The 16544-nt window shown below is 33.3% G+C and carries 15 protein-coding genes, 1 tRNA gene and 1 other annotated feature; of the genes, 1 reads left to right on the plus strand and 15 read right to left on the minus strand.

Features of this window, described 5'->3' with window-relative positions:
• Positions 1-99: 99 nt before the first annotated feature.
• The 3 genes from KQ51_RS00745 to typA all read right to left on the minus strand — a co-directional run bounded on the left by KQ51_RS00745 (position 100) and on the right by typA (position 2514).
• Positions 100-175: transfer RNA gene (locus tag KQ51_RS00745), tRNA-Thr, on the minus strand.
• A gap of 64 nt (positions 176-239) precedes the next feature.
• Positions 240-593, minus strand: coding sequence for a hypothetical protein (locus tag KQ51_RS00750; protein WP_038467749.1), 354 nt, complete (start codon positions 591-593; stop codon positions 240-242).
• 91 nt (positions 594-684) lie between these two features.
• Complete coding sequence (typA, locus tag KQ51_RS00755; protein WP_437178352.1) at positions 685-2514, minus strand: translational GTPase TypA; 1830 nt, start codon at positions 2512-2514, stop codon at positions 685-687.
• Positions 2515-2704: 190 nt separating this feature from the next.
• Here typA and KQ51_RS00760 point away from each other — a divergent pair, with 190 nt between their 5' ends.
• The gene (locus KQ51_RS00760) at positions 2705-3343 is read left to right on the plus strand and encodes a GyrI-like domain-containing protein (protein WP_038467755.1); all 639 of its coding nucleotides are present in this window, start codon (positions 2705-2707) and stop codon (positions 3341-3343) included.
• An 82-nt stretch (positions 3344-3425) separates the two neighbouring features.
• Here the strand turns inward: KQ51_RS00760 and rpoC are convergent, their stop codons facing one another.
• From rpoC to rlmB, 12 genes are all read right to left on the minus strand, one after another.
• Positions 3426-7133, minus strand: coding sequence for a DNA-directed RNA polymerase subunit beta' (gene rpoC / locus KQ51_RS00765; RefSeq protein ID WP_038467758.1), 3708 nt, complete (start codon positions 7131-7133; stop codon positions 3426-3428).
• Between the two features lie 16 nt (positions 7134-7149).
• Positions 7150-10914, minus strand: coding sequence for a DNA-directed RNA polymerase subunit beta (gene rpoB, locus KQ51_RS00770; protein ID WP_038467761.1), 3765 nt, complete (start codon positions 10912-10914; stop codon positions 7150-7152).
• 96 nt (positions 10915-11010) lie between these two features.
• Complete coding sequence (locus KQ51_RS00775; protein ID WP_038467764.1) at positions 11011-11604, minus strand: class I SAM-dependent methyltransferase; 594 nt, start codon at positions 11602-11604, stop codon at positions 11011-11013.
• 72 nt (positions 11605-11676) lie between these two features.
• Positions 11677-12036, minus strand: a complete 360-nt coding sequence (gene rplL, locus KQ51_RS00780; protein WP_038467767.1) for a 50S ribosomal protein L7/L12 — start codon at positions 12034-12036, stop codon at positions 11677-11679.
• Positions 12037-12048: 12 nt separating this feature from the next.
• On the minus strand, positions 12049-12564 hold the full coding sequence (gene rplJ / locus KQ51_RS00785) for a 50S ribosomal protein L10 (RefSeq protein ID WP_038467770.1): 516 nt from the start codon (positions 12562-12564) through the stop codon (positions 12049-12051).
• Positions 12565-12606: 42 nt separating this feature from the next.
• Positions 12607-12728 (minus strand) — a sequence feature (ribosomal protein L10 leader region).
• 13 nt (positions 12729-12741) lie between these two features.
• Positions 12742-13437 (minus strand): 50S ribosomal protein L1, encoded by a 696-nt coding sequence (gene rplA, locus KQ51_RS00790; protein WP_038467773.1) that lies wholly within the window; start codon positions 13435-13437, stop codon positions 12742-12744.
• A gap of 72 nt (positions 13438-13509) precedes the next feature.
• A complete protein-coding gene (gene rplK / locus KQ51_RS00795; RefSeq protein WP_038467776.1) occupies positions 13510-13935 on the minus strand; it encodes a 50S ribosomal protein L11 in 426 nt (141 codons plus the stop codon).
• A gap of 130 nt (positions 13936-14065) precedes the next feature.
• Positions 14066-14605, minus strand: a complete 540-nt coding sequence (gene nusG / locus KQ51_RS00800) for a transcription termination/antitermination protein NusG (RefSeq protein WP_038467779.1) — start codon at positions 14603-14605, stop codon at positions 14066-14068.
• Between the two features lies 1 nt (position 14606).
• Positions 14607-15038, minus strand: coding sequence for a preprotein translocase subunit SecE (secE, locus tag KQ51_RS09630; protein ID WP_052608978.1), 432 nt, complete (start codon positions 15036-15038; stop codon positions 14607-14609).
• 12 nt (positions 15039-15050) lie between these two features.
• Positions 15051-15197, minus strand: a complete 147-nt coding sequence (gene rpmG, locus KQ51_RS00810) for a 50S ribosomal protein L33 (RefSeq protein ID WP_038467782.1) — start codon at positions 15195-15197, stop codon at positions 15051-15053.
• Positions 15198-15254: 57 nt separating this feature from the next.
• Positions 15255-15797: a hypothetical protein gene (locus KQ51_RS00815; RefSeq protein ID WP_038467785.1), complete on the minus strand. Its 543-nt coding sequence runs from the start codon at positions 15795-15797 to the stop codon at positions 15255-15257.
• Complete coding sequence (gene rlmB, locus KQ51_RS00820; protein ID WP_052608981.1) at positions 15797-16507, minus strand: 23S rRNA (guanosine(2251)-2'-O)-methyltransferase RlmB; 711 nt, start codon at positions 16505-16507, stop codon at positions 15797-15799. Before rlmB ends, KQ51_RS00815 begins: the two co-directional genes overlap by 1 nt.
• Positions 16508-16544: the final 37 nt, after the last annotated feature.

Here is a 16544-nt window from a genome sequence, read left to right on the forward strand (position 1 = left end):
TGAACACTTCTTGTCTACTAACATCCTACCAATTAACTCATCGTATCACTTTTAACAGATTATAAAAAAAGTCCCTGAATGGACTTTTAATTTTTCAAATGGTGCCGCTAATAGGAGTTGAACCTACGACCTCTGCCTTACCATGGCATTGCTCTACCAACTGAGCTATAGCGGCGTCTAAAAAGATTATATCATATTTTAACAAAAAAAGAACATTCAACAATGTTCTTTTTTGTTGTTTATTCTTCTGTTCCTACAATAACTCCTGCAGTGGTTAAATCATCACACGTATAAACCCTTAATTTATTAGCTTCTAGAATATCATAGTATTCTCCATAATGTTCTATCATATAATAATATCTTTGAGGTTCTCCAATAGAACAAGTATCGTTATTATCTCCTACATAGTATCCAGGCATCTCAAACAACATATCAGGATCTTTATATATTCTTTCCCATATAGAGAAATCATCACCTTCATAAATTTCCTCAAATAAATCAACTTCAGGCTCTTCAAGTGGTTCGGCTCGGTTACAGGCAGTTAATAGAGTTACAGTAATTACTAATATAAGAACTAACATTACCTTCTTCATAATTATCCCTCCTTGTTTATATTATATCACTTTGTAAGTATATGTATGCAATAAAAAAGAACAATAGAATGACTATTGTTCTTTTAATTTATTATGCACCTTGAAGATAGTTCATTTGTTTGTTGTATCTTCTACGTTCGTTTTCATCTAGTATTTTTTTACGTAATCTTATTGCATCTGGTGTAATTTCTACATATTCATCTTGATTGATAAATTCTAATGCTTCTTCTAAAGTAAATCTAAGTGGTTCTAAAAGTTTTAATGCTTCATCAGTACCACTAGAACGGACATTAGTTAAGTTCTTATTCTTACAAGGATTTACAACTAAATCAAAGCTTCTTGAGTTTAATCCAATAATCATCCCTGGATATACTTCAGTAGCTGGTTCAACAATCATTCTAGCTCTTTCACTTAAGTGGAATAAACTATAAGCCATTGTTTTACCTTTTTCTTTAGCAATAAACACTCCATTACGGTGGTTATCAATGTCCCCAGCGTAAGGTTGGTATGAATCAAATGATTTTTCCATAGTTCCCGTTCCACGAGTTGTATTGATAAACTCAGATCTATATCCAATGATACCTCTAGTTGGTACTAAATACTCAACTCTAGTATAAGCATTCTCTGTATCCATTGCTTGAAGCATTCCTTTTTTCAGGTTTAACTGAGAAATAACACTACCAATAAATTGATCTGGAGCACTAATAATTACTTTTTCATATGGTTCATATTTCTTATCATCTACCATATGAAATAGTACTTCAGGTTTAGAAACAGATAGTTCAAACCCTTCTCTTCTCATATTCTCTAAGAGAATTGATAAGTGAAGTTCACCTCTACCGTTTACTTTATATCCTTCAATACCATCTAACTCTTCAACTTCAAGTCCGATGTTAGTTTCTAATTCTTTATTAAGTCTTGATCTTATTTGTCTAGTTGTTACTAATTTACCACTACGTCCAACGAATGGCGAATTGTTTACAAGGAAGTTCATTGAAAGCGTTGGTTTCTCAATTTCAATCATTTCCATTGGTTCTATATTATCAATATCACAAACTGTTTCTCCAATTGAGATATGAGATACACCACTAAACGTTACTATATCTCCAGCATATGCTTTATCTTTATCTATTTTATTTAAACCTTCATTAACAAATAATGCAGCTATTTTAATACGAACAACTGTCCCATCACGTTTACTTACACGGTATGTTTGTCCTTTAACAATAGTTCCTCTAGTAACACGTCCGATACCTAATCTTCCTAAGTAATCATCATATGATAATGATGATACTTGAAGTTTTAATGGTTCTTCTGAGTTATCCACATAACTATCGACATGATCTAATAGCAAATCAAATAGAGGATCTAAGTTAGTACTTTTATCTTCCATATCTAGCATCGCAATACCTTCTCTAGCAACACCATAAACAATTGGGAAATCTAACTGTTCATCTGATGCACCTAAATCAACGAATAAATCAAAGCTTAAATCAACAACCTCTTCAGCTCTTTGATCTTTCTTATCGATTTTATTAATAAATAGAATCGGTCTTAATCCTCGCTGTAAGGCTTTTTCTAAAACAACACGAGTTTGGGGCATTGGCCCTTCACTAGAGTCAACTAGAAGGATTACAGTATCAACTGTTTTGATAATACGTTCTACTTCACTACTAAAGTCAGCATGTCCTGGTGTATCGACAATATTAATCTTAGTTCCTTTATGTTCAATAGCACAGTTCTTTGAGTAAATTGTGATTCCTCTTTCTCTTTCAAGATCATTAGAATCCATTACTTGTTCGACTGGTACTTCATTATCAGAAAATACTCCTGATTGTTGTAGTAAAGCATCTACTAAAGTAGATTTTCCAGCGTCTACGTGGGCAATTACTGCGACATTTATTATACTTTGTGTTCTCATATTCATTCCTCCGAAAGATTAAATCTTTCATACTAAACGCCTTTATTTCGAAAGGCGTACAAATTACTATACCACAAAACTAGAATAAAGAAAGAACTATTTGCTTGAAAATGTTTTACTATAATTTTTATCATTAAGAAAGTATAGTATAATACACATATACTATTAAAGATTGGAAAAGAGGATAACTATGAAATATGAATGGCGAAAGCAAGATAAAGAAATCTATCTACCGAAGAGAGTAAGTATAACAGAAATTGATTCCTTTAAACATATCATGATTGAAGGAAAAGGAAATCCTAATAGTACTGATTTTAAAGAATGTGTAGAAGCATTATATGCTTTATCATATGGTATAAAGATGGCCCCTAAGAAGAATATTAAGATAGATGGTTACTTTGAATACACTGTTTTCCCATTAGAAGGTATTTGGGATTTAACTGGAAAAGGAAAGGAATTATACAGTAAAGATAGTAGTGTGATTGATATTAAAGATGAATTAGTCTATCAAATTATGATCAGACAGCCCGATTTTGTTACTGATGAGTTGTTTGATATGATAAAGGAATCAGCATATCTTAAAAAGAATAACAAGATAATACTTGATTCTAAGTTAATTAAGAGTAAGGAATCTACTGTTTGTCAGACAATCCATTTAGGCAGTTATGATAATGAACCAGAGACATTTAGTAAGATGGAAGAGTATTGTCAGGAAAATGGTTACGATAGATTATCTAAAGTACATACCGAAATATATATAAGTGATCCAAGGAAAGTAAGTCCTGAGAAACTTAAAACAACATTAAGATTTGAAGTAAAGAAAAAATAGCTATTGTTTGGTAGCTATTTTTAATTCTAAATATACTCTAAGTATAAAAAAAGAGACTTTTATAAAGTCTCTTTTTAGTTTATTAGAATTGATAATCGTCCATCACAAATGGGTTTTCATCTTGAGGAGTTTCAAGAACTTCCTCTTCTAGTGGTTCTTTTTCGTATTCAAATTTAGTGTCTCTTAGAATACCAGTACCAGCAGGAATTAATCCACCGATAATTACGTTTTCTTTCAATCCAACTAATTCATCAACTTTACCGCGTATTGCAGCGTCTGTTAGAACTCTTGTTGTTTCCTGGAATGAAGCAGCACTTAAGAATGATTCTGAACGTAAACTTGCTCTTGTAATCCCTAGTAATGCTGGGCGTCCAACGGCTGGTTTTAAACGTTTGGCTAAAGTTTCTCTATTAGCAACTTTAAATTCTCTTACACTTACTTGTGCACCAGGTAATAACTTAGTATCTCCTTCAATGATAACATTGATTTTCTTCATCATTTGGTGAATGATAATTTCAATATGTTTATCGCTGATTTCGATACCTTGAGCACGATATACTTTTTGTACTTCTTTTAAGATATATTGTTGAGTAGTTTCAGCATCTGTTGCTTTTAATAATTGCTTAGGATCGATAGAACCATCAGTAATTTTCGTACCTGCGGTTACATCATCTCCTTCTTCAACTAATAATGTTACACCAGAGTTTGTTTCGTAAACGTGTTGTTCTAGTCCGTTTTCTACTGTTACTTTATAACGTTCTTCCACGATTTCGATATCTGATACTGTCCCATCAATTTCACTAATTACGGCTTTACCTTTTGGAGTACGAGCTTCAAATAGTTCCTGGATACGAGGAAGACCTTGCGTGATATCCGCACCGGCTACTCCTCCTGTATGGAAGGTACGCATTGTTAACTGTGTACCAGGTTCACCAATTGATTGAGCGGCGATAGTACCAACACTCTCTCCAACTTCAACTTGTGATCCTGTAGATAAGTTTTGTCCGTAACATTTTTTACAGATTCCTCTATTAGAATCACAAGTTAAGACACTTCTGATTCTTAACTCAACGATTCCTGCGTCACAAATTTGTTTTGCAGTTTCATCTGTAATATATTCATTTTTACCAACTAAAATTTCTCCAGTATCTGGATGAACAGCATTTTCAGCTGCATATCTACCGATTAAACGGTCTAAGAATGGTACGATTTCTTTTCCATCTGCATGGGTAATTTCTCTAATCGTAACTCCATTATCTGTGTGACAATCTTCTTCAGTAATTACTAAGTCTTGTGATACATCTACTAGACGTCTTGTTAAGTAACCAGAGTCAGCTGTTTTTAATGCTGTATCGGTAGAACCTTTACGGGCACCATGTGTTGAGATGAAGAACTCAGACATCGTTAAACCTTCAATAAATGAAGATTTTACAGGTAACTCAATTGTTGATTTAATTCCGGCTTTAATGTTATATGCAGTATTTAATCCTTCACGTTTAGTATTCGCCATTGAACCACGCATACCAGCTAACTGTGTAAAGTTTGATGCATTACCACGGGCACCAGAATCACTCATCATAAAGATATGGTTGTCAGAAGTTAATTCTTTCATTAATCCTTTTTGGATTTTACTTTTAACATCTGCCCATTCCTTGATTACTAGTTTATATCTTTCGTAGTCCGTTAGAAGACCCATATCATATTGTTGATGTAAACTATCAACAATCTTTTGCGTTCTTTCAACTTCTTCTACTTTTTTAGAGTAAACTTGAACATCACTTGCTGATACTGTAATACCAGCTTGTGTTGAAAATTTAAACCCTAAGTTCTTAAGTTTATCTAACATTTTAGAAGTTTCATTGATTTTGAAGACAACAAATACTTCAGAAATAATTTGTGATAAGAATCCTTTTTTAAATGGAGATACAAGTGGCTGTGCTTTAACAAATTCTCTAATATCAGTACCTCTAGGTACAAAGAATTTTTGTGGAGTAACGTACTTTTCTTCTCCAGTTTCAGGATTTTTTTGTTTTTGTAAATTCGTTAATGTCGGTTCATTCAAGTATGCGAATTCTTTAGGTAAGATACTATTGAAGTATAATTTTCCGTATGTAGTTACTAAGTATCCTTTACGTTGATCATCAGTTAATGGTGCATTACCTAATGCTGAACCTTTGATTGCGATTCTTGTATGAAGAGTAATAAACTTATTTTCATAAGCGATTGTTGCTTCATCAACTCTACTATAAACACTACCTTCACCAACTTCTCCAGCTTTCTCTTGAGTTAAGTAATAGTTACCTAATACCATATCCTGAGAAGGTGTAACGATTGGTTTACCATCTTTAGGGTTTAATATGTTGTTTGAAGCTAACATTAATACTCGTGCTTCTGCTTGTGCTTCTTCACTAAGTGGAACATGGACAGCCATTTGATCCCCATCAAAGTCAGCATTAAATGCTGTTGTTACTAGTGGATGAAGACGAATTGCTTTACCTTCAACTAGTTTAGGTTCAAATGCTTGGATACCAAGTCTATGTAATGTAGGTGCACGGTTTAATAAAACTGGATGTTCTCTGATTACGTCTTCAACAACGTCCCAGATTCTTTCGTCTTGTAATTGTTCTACTAAACGTTTTGCAGATTTAATATTTGAAGCGATTTCGCGTTCAATTAATTCTTTAATAACGAATGGTTTGAATAATGTAACAGCCATTTCTTTAGGTAGTCCACATTGGTACATTTCTAAGTCTGGACCTACTACGATTACTGAACGTCCTGAATAATCAACACGTTTCCCTAGTAAGTTTTGTCTGAAACGACCTTGCTTCCCGCGTAATAAATCACTTAATGATTTTAATGGTCTATTCTTCTCAACTACTTTTCTTCCACGTTTAGAGTTATCAATTAAAGCATCAACTGCTTCTTGTAACATACGTTTCTCATTTTTAGTAATTAAGTGTGGGGCATTTTGTTCAAATTGACGTTTTAAACGGTTGTTACGGTTTAAGATTCTTCTGTATAAATCGTTTAAGTCAGTAGTCGCAAAACGTCCACCATCTAGTTGTACCATTGGACGTAATTCCGGTGGAATTACTGGTAGTACATCTAGAACCATCCATTCTGGTTTATTATCTGATTTTAGGAATGCTTCAACTATTTCTAAACGTTTAATGATTTTTTCACGTTTTTGTTTAGAAGCTGTTGGTAATTCACTACGTAAAATTAATGATTCTTTTTTAAGATCTAATTTTTTAAGTAATACTTTCACTGCTTCAGCACCACTTAAGGCTTTGAAGCGGCTTCCATATTCCATATATTTTACTGAATAATCAGCTTCACTTAAGATTTGTTTGAATTGTAAATCTGTATCTCCTGGTTCAATAACGATGTATGAAGCAAGGTATACAACTTCTTCTAAATCTTTAGCTTTAATTGCAAGTAATGTTGCTAATCTACTTGGTGAGTTTCTTAAATACCAAGTATGAACAACAGGAGCAGCTAATTCAATATGCCCCATACGTTCACGACGTACTTTACTTTCAGTTATTTCAACTCCACAAACTTGGCATTTCTTACCAGTGTGGCTACTTCTTTTAGATTTATTGTTACAAGCACATTGATAGTCCTTAGTAGGACCAAAAATAACTTCACAAAACAGTCCATCCTTTTCTGGTTTCAAAGTACGGTAATTAATTGTTTCATGTTTTTTTACTTCACCAAACGACCAACCTCTGATCTCTTCAGGACTAGCTAATCTAATTTTATAATGTGAAAATCTTTGACTCATAAAATCACCCTACTTTCTAGTTTGAGAAACCATATTTAGAAATATAGTCTTCACTATCTTCGTTCACTAAACTTTTGTTAGCTTCATTAGCTCCAGTTTCTCTATTGATTAACTCAACATAGATACCTAAACTTTGTAATTCTCTTGTTAATACTCGGAAACTTTCAGGTAAGCTTGGAGCAGGAATTGATTTACCATCAACGATTGCTCTAAACACTTTATTACGTCCGATAATATCATCAGACTTAACAGTTAACATTTCTTGAAGAGCGTAAGCAGCACCATAAGCTTCTAATGCCCAAACTTCCATTTCTCCGAAACGTTGTCCACCGTTTTGAGCTTTACCACCCATAGGTTGTTGTGTTACTAAAGTATAAGGTCCTACTGAACGAGCATGTAATTTATCATCAACCATGTGGTCTAGTTTGATCATATACATAACACCAACACTAATACGGTTATCATATCTTTCACCAGTTTGTCCTGAATATAATGCTTGTTTACCATCAGGAGCCATTCCAGATTCTTCCATAATTTTAGCTAAATCTTCAATCTTAACTCCATCAAATACTGGCGTAGCAACATGTGTCCCAAGACGTTTAGCTGCCATACCTAAATGGATTTCTAAGACTTGTCCGATATTCATACGAGAAGGTACCCCAAGTGGGTTTAACATGATGTCGATAGGTGTTCCATCTTCCATGTAAGGCATATCTTCGATTGGTAATATTTTAGAGATAACTCCTTTATTACCATGACGACCAGCCATTTTATCTCCCTCGTTAATTTTACGTTTTTGAACGATATAAATACGTACAACTTCGTTAACACCAGGACTTAATTCATCACCATTAGCTCTTGCGAAGTATTTAACAGATTGAACAATACCTCCACCACCATGTGGTACTTTAAGTGATGTATCTCTAACTTCACGTGATTTCTCACCGAAGATAGCTAATAACAATTTATCTTCTGGAGTTGGATCTGTAACACCTTTAGGAGTTACTTTACCAACTAAGATATCACCTTCAAATACTTCAGCACCAGGAATGATAATTCCTTTTTCATCTAAGTATTTACGACCTTCATCACTTACGTGAGGAATTTCTCTAGTAATTTCTTCTTTACCAAGTTTTGTATCACGAGCTTCTAATTCATACTTTTCAATATGGATTGAAGTGTAAACATCTTCTTTAACTAGTCTTTCACTCATAATGATAGCATCTTCATAGTTATAACCGTTCCATGTCATGAAACCAACTACTACGTTACGACCAAGAGCTAATTCACCTTGGTCCATTGAAGGTCCGTCAGTGATAGTGTCACTAGCTTTGATTTGATCACCAATTTTAACAATTGGTCTTTGTGTTATACAAGTACCTTGGTTTGAACGTTGGAATTTGTATAAATCATATACATCTAATTTTCCGTCTTCCCTTCTAACTCTGATAACTTTAGCATCAACGTATTCAACAACACCATCATTTAAAGCAACTTGCGTGCTTCCAGAATCATGTGCTGCTTTATATTCAATACCAGTACCAACAAATGGTGCTTCCGGAATTAATAGAGGGATTGCTTGACGTTGCATGTTCGCACCCATTAAAGCACGGTTTGCATCATCATGTTCTAAGAACGGAATACAAGCAGTACTTATTGAAACGATCTGTTTAGGAGATACGTCCATTAACTCTAATTTTTCACGAGGGAACATTTTCGTTTCACCTTGTTTACGAGCAACTACTTGTTCATGCATCATATTTCTATTTTCATCTACCCAAGCATTCCCTTGAGCGATTGTAAATCTTTCTTCTTCATCAGCTGATAAATAAACAATTTCCTTAGTTACATAAACAGTACCATCTTCACGTTGTCCAATTTTTAAGTATGGAGTTTCCATGAATCCGTATTTGTTTACTTTAACATATGAAGCTAAACTGTTGATCAATCCGATGTTTTGTCCCTCAGGAGTTTCAATAGGACAGATTCTTCCGTAATGACTGTGATGTACGTCACGTACTTCAAATCCAGCTCTATCTCTTGTTAAACCACCAGGTCCAAGGGCAGAGATACGTCTTTTATGTGTTAATTCATCTAATGGATTTGTTTGTGCCATGAATTGTGACAACTGACTTGATCCAAAGAATTCTTTTAAACTTGAAGTTAAAGGACGAATGTTAATTAATTTTTGTGGTGTAATTTCATCAGGTTCTTTTGTTGACATTCTATCTTTAACATTTTTCTCCATTTTAGTTAAACCAATTCTAAATTGGTTTTTCAATAATTCACCGATTAAACGTAAACGTCTATTTCCTAAATGGTCGATGTCATCAAGAGAACCAACTCTATCAAATAAGTTTAAGTAATAAGAGATAGAAGCAATAATATCTGAAGGCACGATGTGAACAGCGTCTTCGTAACTGTTGTTACCAATTACTTTAACGATTACTTCTTCATCATGTGCAGTTTTATTAATAACTTCTAAAATTTGAATTTCAGCTAATTCAAAACGGATATTTTCATTTTCTAGAATAGTTTCATATCCTAATTTTAAATCTTTAACATATTGTTTACCAAATTCTTCAGTTAACATTTTGTCTGTTAAACCGTTAGCTTTCAAGTAATTTTTATAATATGCTTTTCCAGTTAAGAACTCTTGGTTACGAATTTGTGTTAGCAATTCTTCATCGCTCATATAACCAAATAATAAAGTATCTCCGACTTGTGCAGTCTTAAAGATTTCTATTTGATCAGCAAAGTCATATTCTAAATCATAACTTCCTACACCAGGTACTTTACTTGTAAATAAATGGCGGTAGTCTTTAAGAAGTTCTACTGTTTCTCTTGTAATCTCAGTATTTTTCTCAACAATGATTTCACCAGTTTCAGGATCAACTAAATCATAAGCTAATTTTTTACCGAATACACGGCTTAAAACATCTAGCTTCTTATTTATTTTGTAACGCCCTACTTCAGCTAAATCATATCTTTTAGCATCAAATAAACGACTAATTAAGAAGCTTTTCGCACCTTCGACAGTAGCTGTTTCACCTTGTCTAAGTTTAGAATAAACTTCCTTAATTGCTTCATCTGAGTTTTTAGTAATGTCTTTAGCTAGTGTTAGTGATAATAAATCACTTTCTCCGTATGTTTCAATAATTTGATCGTTACTACCGAAACCTAAAGCTCTTAGTAAAGTAGTTAGAGGTATCTTTTTACTACGATCTAATTTAACAAAAAGAACGTTTTTAGATCCCATCTCATACTCTAACCAAGCACCACGTGTTGGGATAACTTGTCCTAAGTACTTTGACTTTAATGTTTTCTTATCGATATTCTCGCTAAAGAAAACTCCAGCACTACGTACGATTTGTGATACGATTACACGTTCACTACCATTGATGATAAATGAACCTGTCGGAGACATCATAGGAAAATCTCCCATAAAGATTTTTTGTTGCTTGATTTCTCCAGTGTCTTTGTTAACTAATTTAACATTAACACGTAAAGGTTTTGAGTAAGTCATGTCTTTGACTTTAGATTCACCAATGTCGTATTTCTCTTCACTTAACTCATAATCCTCGAAATAAAGCTCAATATTTTCCGTAAAGTTTTGAATAGGAGAAATGTCTCTAAACAGTTCTGCTAAGCCTTTATCGATGAACCATTTGAATGATTCAGTTTGAACTTTTATTAAGTCTGGTAAATCTACATTAGATTTAACTTTCGAGTAGTTTCTTCGTTGTCTTTTCTTACCGTAATCTACTAATTTGTAACTCACAAACTTCACCCCATTTTAATTGTTGAAAATGTAGTATAAACGCAAAAAAGCGCGCGTTTTGGCAATTTAATATAATATCATATAACTGTCAAATAGTCAATCATTTTTGCATAAAAGGACATGAAATCCTTTCTTTTTTCCTAATATTTCAACCGATTCATAAATTGATTCTAAATACTTAATTGCTGACATAGCCCCATGCTTTTTGTTGATAACAACATAAAAGCGGCCTCCCTCGTTTAGATAGTTTACACTATCTGAAAAAAACTTGTAATACACTTTTTTACCAGCACGGATTGGTGGGTTAGTAATAATTAAATCGAATTTCTTCTCAACATTACTAAAACCATCACTCATATAAACATTAGTATCTACTTTATTTAAAATGCTGTTTTTCTCACTTAACTCTAATGCCCGTTTATTAACGTCAACCATATCAACTGATAGCTGATGTGATTTGGCTATGTAGATCCCGATAACACCATACCCACATCCAAGGTCTAAAACTGATTGCTCATTATCTAGAACTTCTAAATAATCAAACAACACTCTAGTTCCTCTATCTAAACCACTTTTAGAGAACACTCCATAGTCGGTTTGGAATTTTAGATCAGTATCGTTAACACGAAAAGCAACCTCTAATGGATTGCTTTTTAATGTATTATTATCTTCACTAAAATAGTGTGGCATGTGATCAACTCCACTTGTATATTCAAATAGGCAAAAACCAGAGCCAGGCTCTGGTTGTTTTTTAAAAGATAATTATTTTACTGAAACTACTGCTCCAGCTTCTTCTAATTGTGCTTTGATTTCTTCAGCATCTTCAGGTGAGATGTTTTCTTTAATAGGAGCTGGTGCGCTATCTACTACCGCTTTAGCTTCTTTTAATCCTAAACCTGTTAATGCTCTAACTACTTTAATAACTGGAATTTTGCTTCCGCCTGGGCTTTCTAAAATTACAGATACTTCTTTAGGTCCTTCGTCTACTGCTGCTGCAGGTGCTGCAGATACTGCACTAGGGTCTACACCGAATTCTTCTTTCATTAGGTCAACTAAATCTTTTAATTCTAATAATGTTTTTCCTTTTAATGCTTCAATTATTTCTTGGTTTGTTAATGCCATGATATGTCCTCCTTATTCAACTGAACTTTCTTCTGGATTTTCTAATTTTTGAGCCATTAAGTCTAGCCCGATTGCTACTTCTTTGATTGGTTCTAATAAACCAGCTGCGATCATTGTTAACAATGTATCTCTAGATGGAACTGTTGCGATTACTTGGATGTTTGTATTATCCATGTATTCTCCGTCAACTACACCAACTTTTAATTCTAAAGCAGTATTATCTTTTGCGAAATCGTAAACGATTTTAGCAGCAGATACGCTGTCTTCATTACTAAAAGCTACGGCGTTTGGTCCAACTAGGTTTTCAGCTAATACATCGAAACCAAGTTCTTTAGCAGCTCTTCTTGTGATGTTGTTTTTGATTACTGCTATTTCACAGTTGTTCTCTAGTAATTCAACACGAAGTTTTGTTACTTGTTCAACTGTTAACCCACTATAATCTAAGATTACGAAACTTTTAGAGTTTTGCATTCTTTCAACTAAAGCAGTTACTTCTTGATGTTTTCTTTCGATTGCTTTTACTGACACCTAATTCACCTCCATGAATTTGTTTGTTGGATTACTCCAACGATTTATAAATAAAAACCTCCCATGTCATAGACAAAAGAGGTATATATTATATATTCTTTTGATCTCGTTAGGATATTGAGCATCTAGTGCACCTAAGTCTTCGACATAAAGCCTTTATTCGTTTTTTAGTTTTTGTTACTGACTTAGAATTTGATCTTTATCGATTTTAATTCCAGGCCCCATAGTAGATGCGATTGAAATATTTTCAATATAAACACCTTTTACAGTAGATGGTCTTAGTTTTAATAGTGTTTCATAGATAACTTGTAAGTTTTCTAATAGTTTATCAGCAGAAAATGATTTCTTACCAATAGAAACATGAATGTTTCCTACTTTATCAACACGGTATTCAACTTTACCAGCTTTGATTTCGTTGATTGCTTTTGTTACATCCATAGTAACCGTCCCTGTTTTAGGGTTAGGCATTAAACCTTTTGGTCCTAACGTACGTCCTAAGCGTCCAACTTTACTCATCATGTCTGGAGTCGCTACTACTGTATCGAATTCCATCCATCCTTTTAATATTTTTTGTACAAACTCGTCGTCACCAACGTAATCTGCTCCTGCAGCTTCTGCTTCCTTTGCTTTTTCTCCTTGAGCGAACACTAAAACTGTTTTAGTTTTACCTGTACCATGAGGTAGTACTACTGCCCCACGTAAGTTTTGTTCAGCTTTTCTAGGATCTAAGTTAAGGCGCATTGCGAATTCTATTGTAGCATCAAATTGTTCGAATGATACTTTCTGTAGTAATTCTATTGCTTCACTTGCTGAATATAATTTGTTCTCAACTTGTGCAGCTGCAGCTAAGAATTTTTTACCTTTTTTAGCCATTTTTATTTACCTCCTAAATGTGGTCTAACGGAATCTCCTCCCACAATTAGCTGTATATTTACAACTAAGTGCTTAGTCAACTATTGTGATTCCCATGTTTCTTGCAGATCCTGCAATAATGTTCATTGCTGCTTCAACGTCATTTGCGTTTAAGTCAGGCATTTTTTGTTCGGCAATTTCTTTTAATTGCGCTTTAGTAATAGAACCAACTTTTTCTAAAAGTGGATTCCCACTCCCTTTACTGATTCCAGCTGCTTTTTTTAATAAATCGCTTGCTGGTGGAGTTTTTGTAATGAATGTAAAACTTCTGTCGTCATAAACAGTAATTACAACTGGAATAACGCTTCCCATTTTATCTTTAGTTGCATCGTTGAATTTTACACAAAATTCTTGGATGTTTACACCTGCTTGTCCTAATGCTGGACCTACTGGTGGAGCTGGGTTAGCTTTTCCTGCTGGAATTTGTAGTTTTACGATAGTCTTAATTTCTTTAGCCACGAAAGACACCTCCTCTTTGGTCGTGATGTGGTCGCTGGATTATGATTAATCCTTCCACTCAAAAAAATAGCATGGCATACGCTATGCCACGCTATTATATTATATATCAATATATATGTCAAGAATTTTCCTATAGCTTTTCTATATCTTCAAAAGATAATTCTACTGGAGTTTGACGACCAAACATATCAACTAAAACAGTAACTTCTTGTTTTTCTTGATCGATAGCATCAACAGTCCCAATTTGGTCTCTAAATGCACCACCAATAACTCTAACTTTTTCACCAGTTTCAATATCAAGTTTAGGTACTTCCATAAGTCCACATTTTTTCAAGATTGGAATAATCTCATCTGGTGGCAACGGCACAGGTTTTGTACCTCCCCCACTTGAACCTAAGAACCCTGTAACACCTGGTGTGTTACGAACAATAAACCATGAATCATCATTTACTACCATTTCAACAAATACATACCCAGGGAAGATTTTAACTAACTTCTCTTTAATAGTTCCATCTGCTTTTCGTTCTTGACGAATTTCTTCAGGAATCATTACTTGATAGATAAACTCTTCCATTTGCATAGATTCAATACGACGTTCTAATGCAATTTTAACAGAGTTTTCATATCCAGAATACGTTTGAACAATGTACCATCTACGTTCAAGAATCATATTACTGTCCTAGACCGTTGATCCAATCGAAGAATGGTGATAATCCAAAATCGATTAATACAAAGAATAAACTGATAATAATAATAAATCCAAATACTCTTGCTGAATGGTTAAAAATAGTTTTTTTATTTGGCCAAGATACTTTTCTCATCTCAGCTATACTTGGTACGAAGAAAGGCCATACCGCCATAAAGAACGCAATTGTCCCAACTAAGATAATGAAAATCGAGAAAATAGTTCTTTTTAATGCTGTATTAAATATCCACCATGTAGTTAATCTGATTTCTAAAACAGATCCTTCTAATAAATAAACACCTAAAACGATAACGAATGCTCCTAAAACCCCTAGAAGAATTCTTTCAAAAGGATATTCTGTTCTTAAAATTTCTAACACACGATTTGGTTTGTGTTCTTGTAGTTCTTTTTTAGCCATAGTTAATCTCTCCTACTTACTTTCTTTATGTAAAGTGTGTTTTCCACAACGCTTACAATGCTTCTTTACTTGTAATCTTTCTTTTTTATCTTTATTCTTATATGTTGTATAGTTTCTACTTAAACATACTTCACATATTAAGATAATTTTTTGTCTCATTTTATCAACTCACTTGCAAATATATAATTTAGCAAAAATATAAATCTTTGTCAAGTTTTAGTTATTAAAATAAGTGCGGATTTTCGTCCTAGCACGATGCAAAACATTGTATATTTGCTTATTTTTCAAACCTGTTAACCCAGATATATAGTTGATGCTATAATTTTTTAACTCTCTTAAAGTATATACTAAATACTCTTCTTTGGTAAGAATTTTCTCAATTTCTTTTTTGTATAATTCAAAATATTGAGAATTCGCCCCAGTATTATGATTCTGCTCATAAATGTATAATTCATTTGATGAAAAAATTTCTGATCTTCTTCGTTTTTTTGTAACGATAGTCATCAATTTTCTTTCTAAGTTCATTTCAAAGTATCTTGTAAATGTTTTACCTCTATCTTCATTATAAGTAATGATTGATTTATGGAGCATCATCAAACCTTCTTGATAAATGTCATCATACTCATAAGCGAGGTTGAACTTATATATTTTTTTCGAAATTAGCGAATTGTATTTCTCAAACATAAGTTGTAAAGCTTCATTGTTACCTTCTCTAATCTGGTATAAAACTTCAAAATCATTATGTCCTTGAAAAATCATTATTCACCTCTTCTTCTAAACACCTCATATATAACTATAGCAGCGCTAACGCTTGCATTCAGACTATTAACATGCCCTGACATTGGAATCTTTACAGTATAGTCACAATTTTCTTTAACTAATCTGCTTATTCCTTTTCCTTCATTACCAATAACGATACACAAATCTGTATCAACATTCATTTCACCAATTGTTTGTTCAGTTTCTGCGTCTGTCCCAACAATCCAAAAACCACTATCTTTTAATTTCTTAATCGTTTGGTTTAAATTAGTAACACCAATAACATCAACATGTTCAATTGCACCAGTTGAAACTTTTGCAACGGTATTAGTTAATTTAACACTTCGGTTTTTAGGCAAAATAATCCCATCAACATTGAAAGCATCACTACTTCGTAAAATCGCACCTAAATTATGTGGATCTTCTAAAGAGTCGAGCATAATATAAAGTTTATTTTGTTTAGGTTTAGCTAACGCATCTACTAAATCAATTGTTTTATAATCTGCTACTTTGGCACCAATTCCTTGGTTATTAGGTGGTAAGATTTCATTAAGTTTTTTCTTATCCATCTCAATGACTGTAACACCATCTTTTTTAGCAGCTGCACATACCCCAAAACAAGTTCCTGTTAGAACATATAATTCAAATACTTTTCGGTCTGCCTTAATTGCTTCGTAAACAGTATTTTTACCAGTTATAATAGTTGCCAAATTCATCACTTCCTTTTGTATAAATATTGTATCATAT

This window comes from Candidatus Izimaplasma bacterium HR1, from assembly GCA_000755705.1.
GTDB lineage: Bacteria > Bacillota_I > Bacilli_A > Izemoplasmatales > Izemoplasmataceae > Xianfuyuplasma.

Excerpts from the sequence above, each read along its gene's own strand:
- KQ51_RS00750 (WP_038467749.1), bottom strand. The coding sequence starts at position 593 with ATGAAGAAGGTAATGTTAGTTCTTATATTAGTAATTACTGTAACTCTA.
- typA (WP_437178352.1), bottom strand. The coding sequence starts at position 2,514 with ATGAGAACACAAAGTATAATAAATGTCGCAGTAATTGCCCACGTAGAC.
- KQ51_RS00760 (WP_038467755.1), top strand. The coding sequence starts at position 2,705 with ATGAAATATGAATGGCGAAAGCAAGATAAAGAAATCTATCTACCGAAG.
- rpoC (WP_038467758.1), bottom strand. The coding sequence starts at position 7,133 with ATGAGTCAAAGATTTTCACATTATAAAATTAGATTAGCTAGTCCTGAA.
- KQ51_RS00775 (WP_038467764.1), bottom strand. The coding sequence starts at position 11,604 with ATGCCACACTATTTTAGTGAAGATAATAATACATTAAAAAGCAATCCA.
- rplL (WP_038467767.1), bottom strand. The coding sequence starts at position 12,036 with ATGGCATTAACAAACCAAGAAATAATTGAAGCATTAAAAGGAAAAACA.
- rplA (WP_038467773.1), bottom strand. The coding sequence starts at position 13,437 with ATGGCTAAAAAAGGTAAAAAATTCTTAGCTGCAGCTGCACAAGTTGAG.
- nusG (WP_038467779.1), bottom strand. The coding sequence starts at position 14,605 with ATGATTCTTGAACGTAGATGGTACATTGTTCAAACGTATTCTGGATAT.
- secE (WP_052608978.1), bottom strand. The coding sequence starts at position 15,038 with ATGGCTAAAAAAGAACTACAAGAACACAAACCAAATCGTGTGTTAGAA.
- rpmG (WP_038467782.1), bottom strand. The coding sequence starts at position 15,197 with ATGAGACAAAAAATTATCTTAATATGTGAAGTATGTTTAAGTAGAAAC.
- KQ51_RS00815 (WP_038467785.1), bottom strand. The coding sequence starts at position 15,797 with ATGATTTTTCAAGGACATAATGATTTTGAAGTTTTATACCAGATTAGA.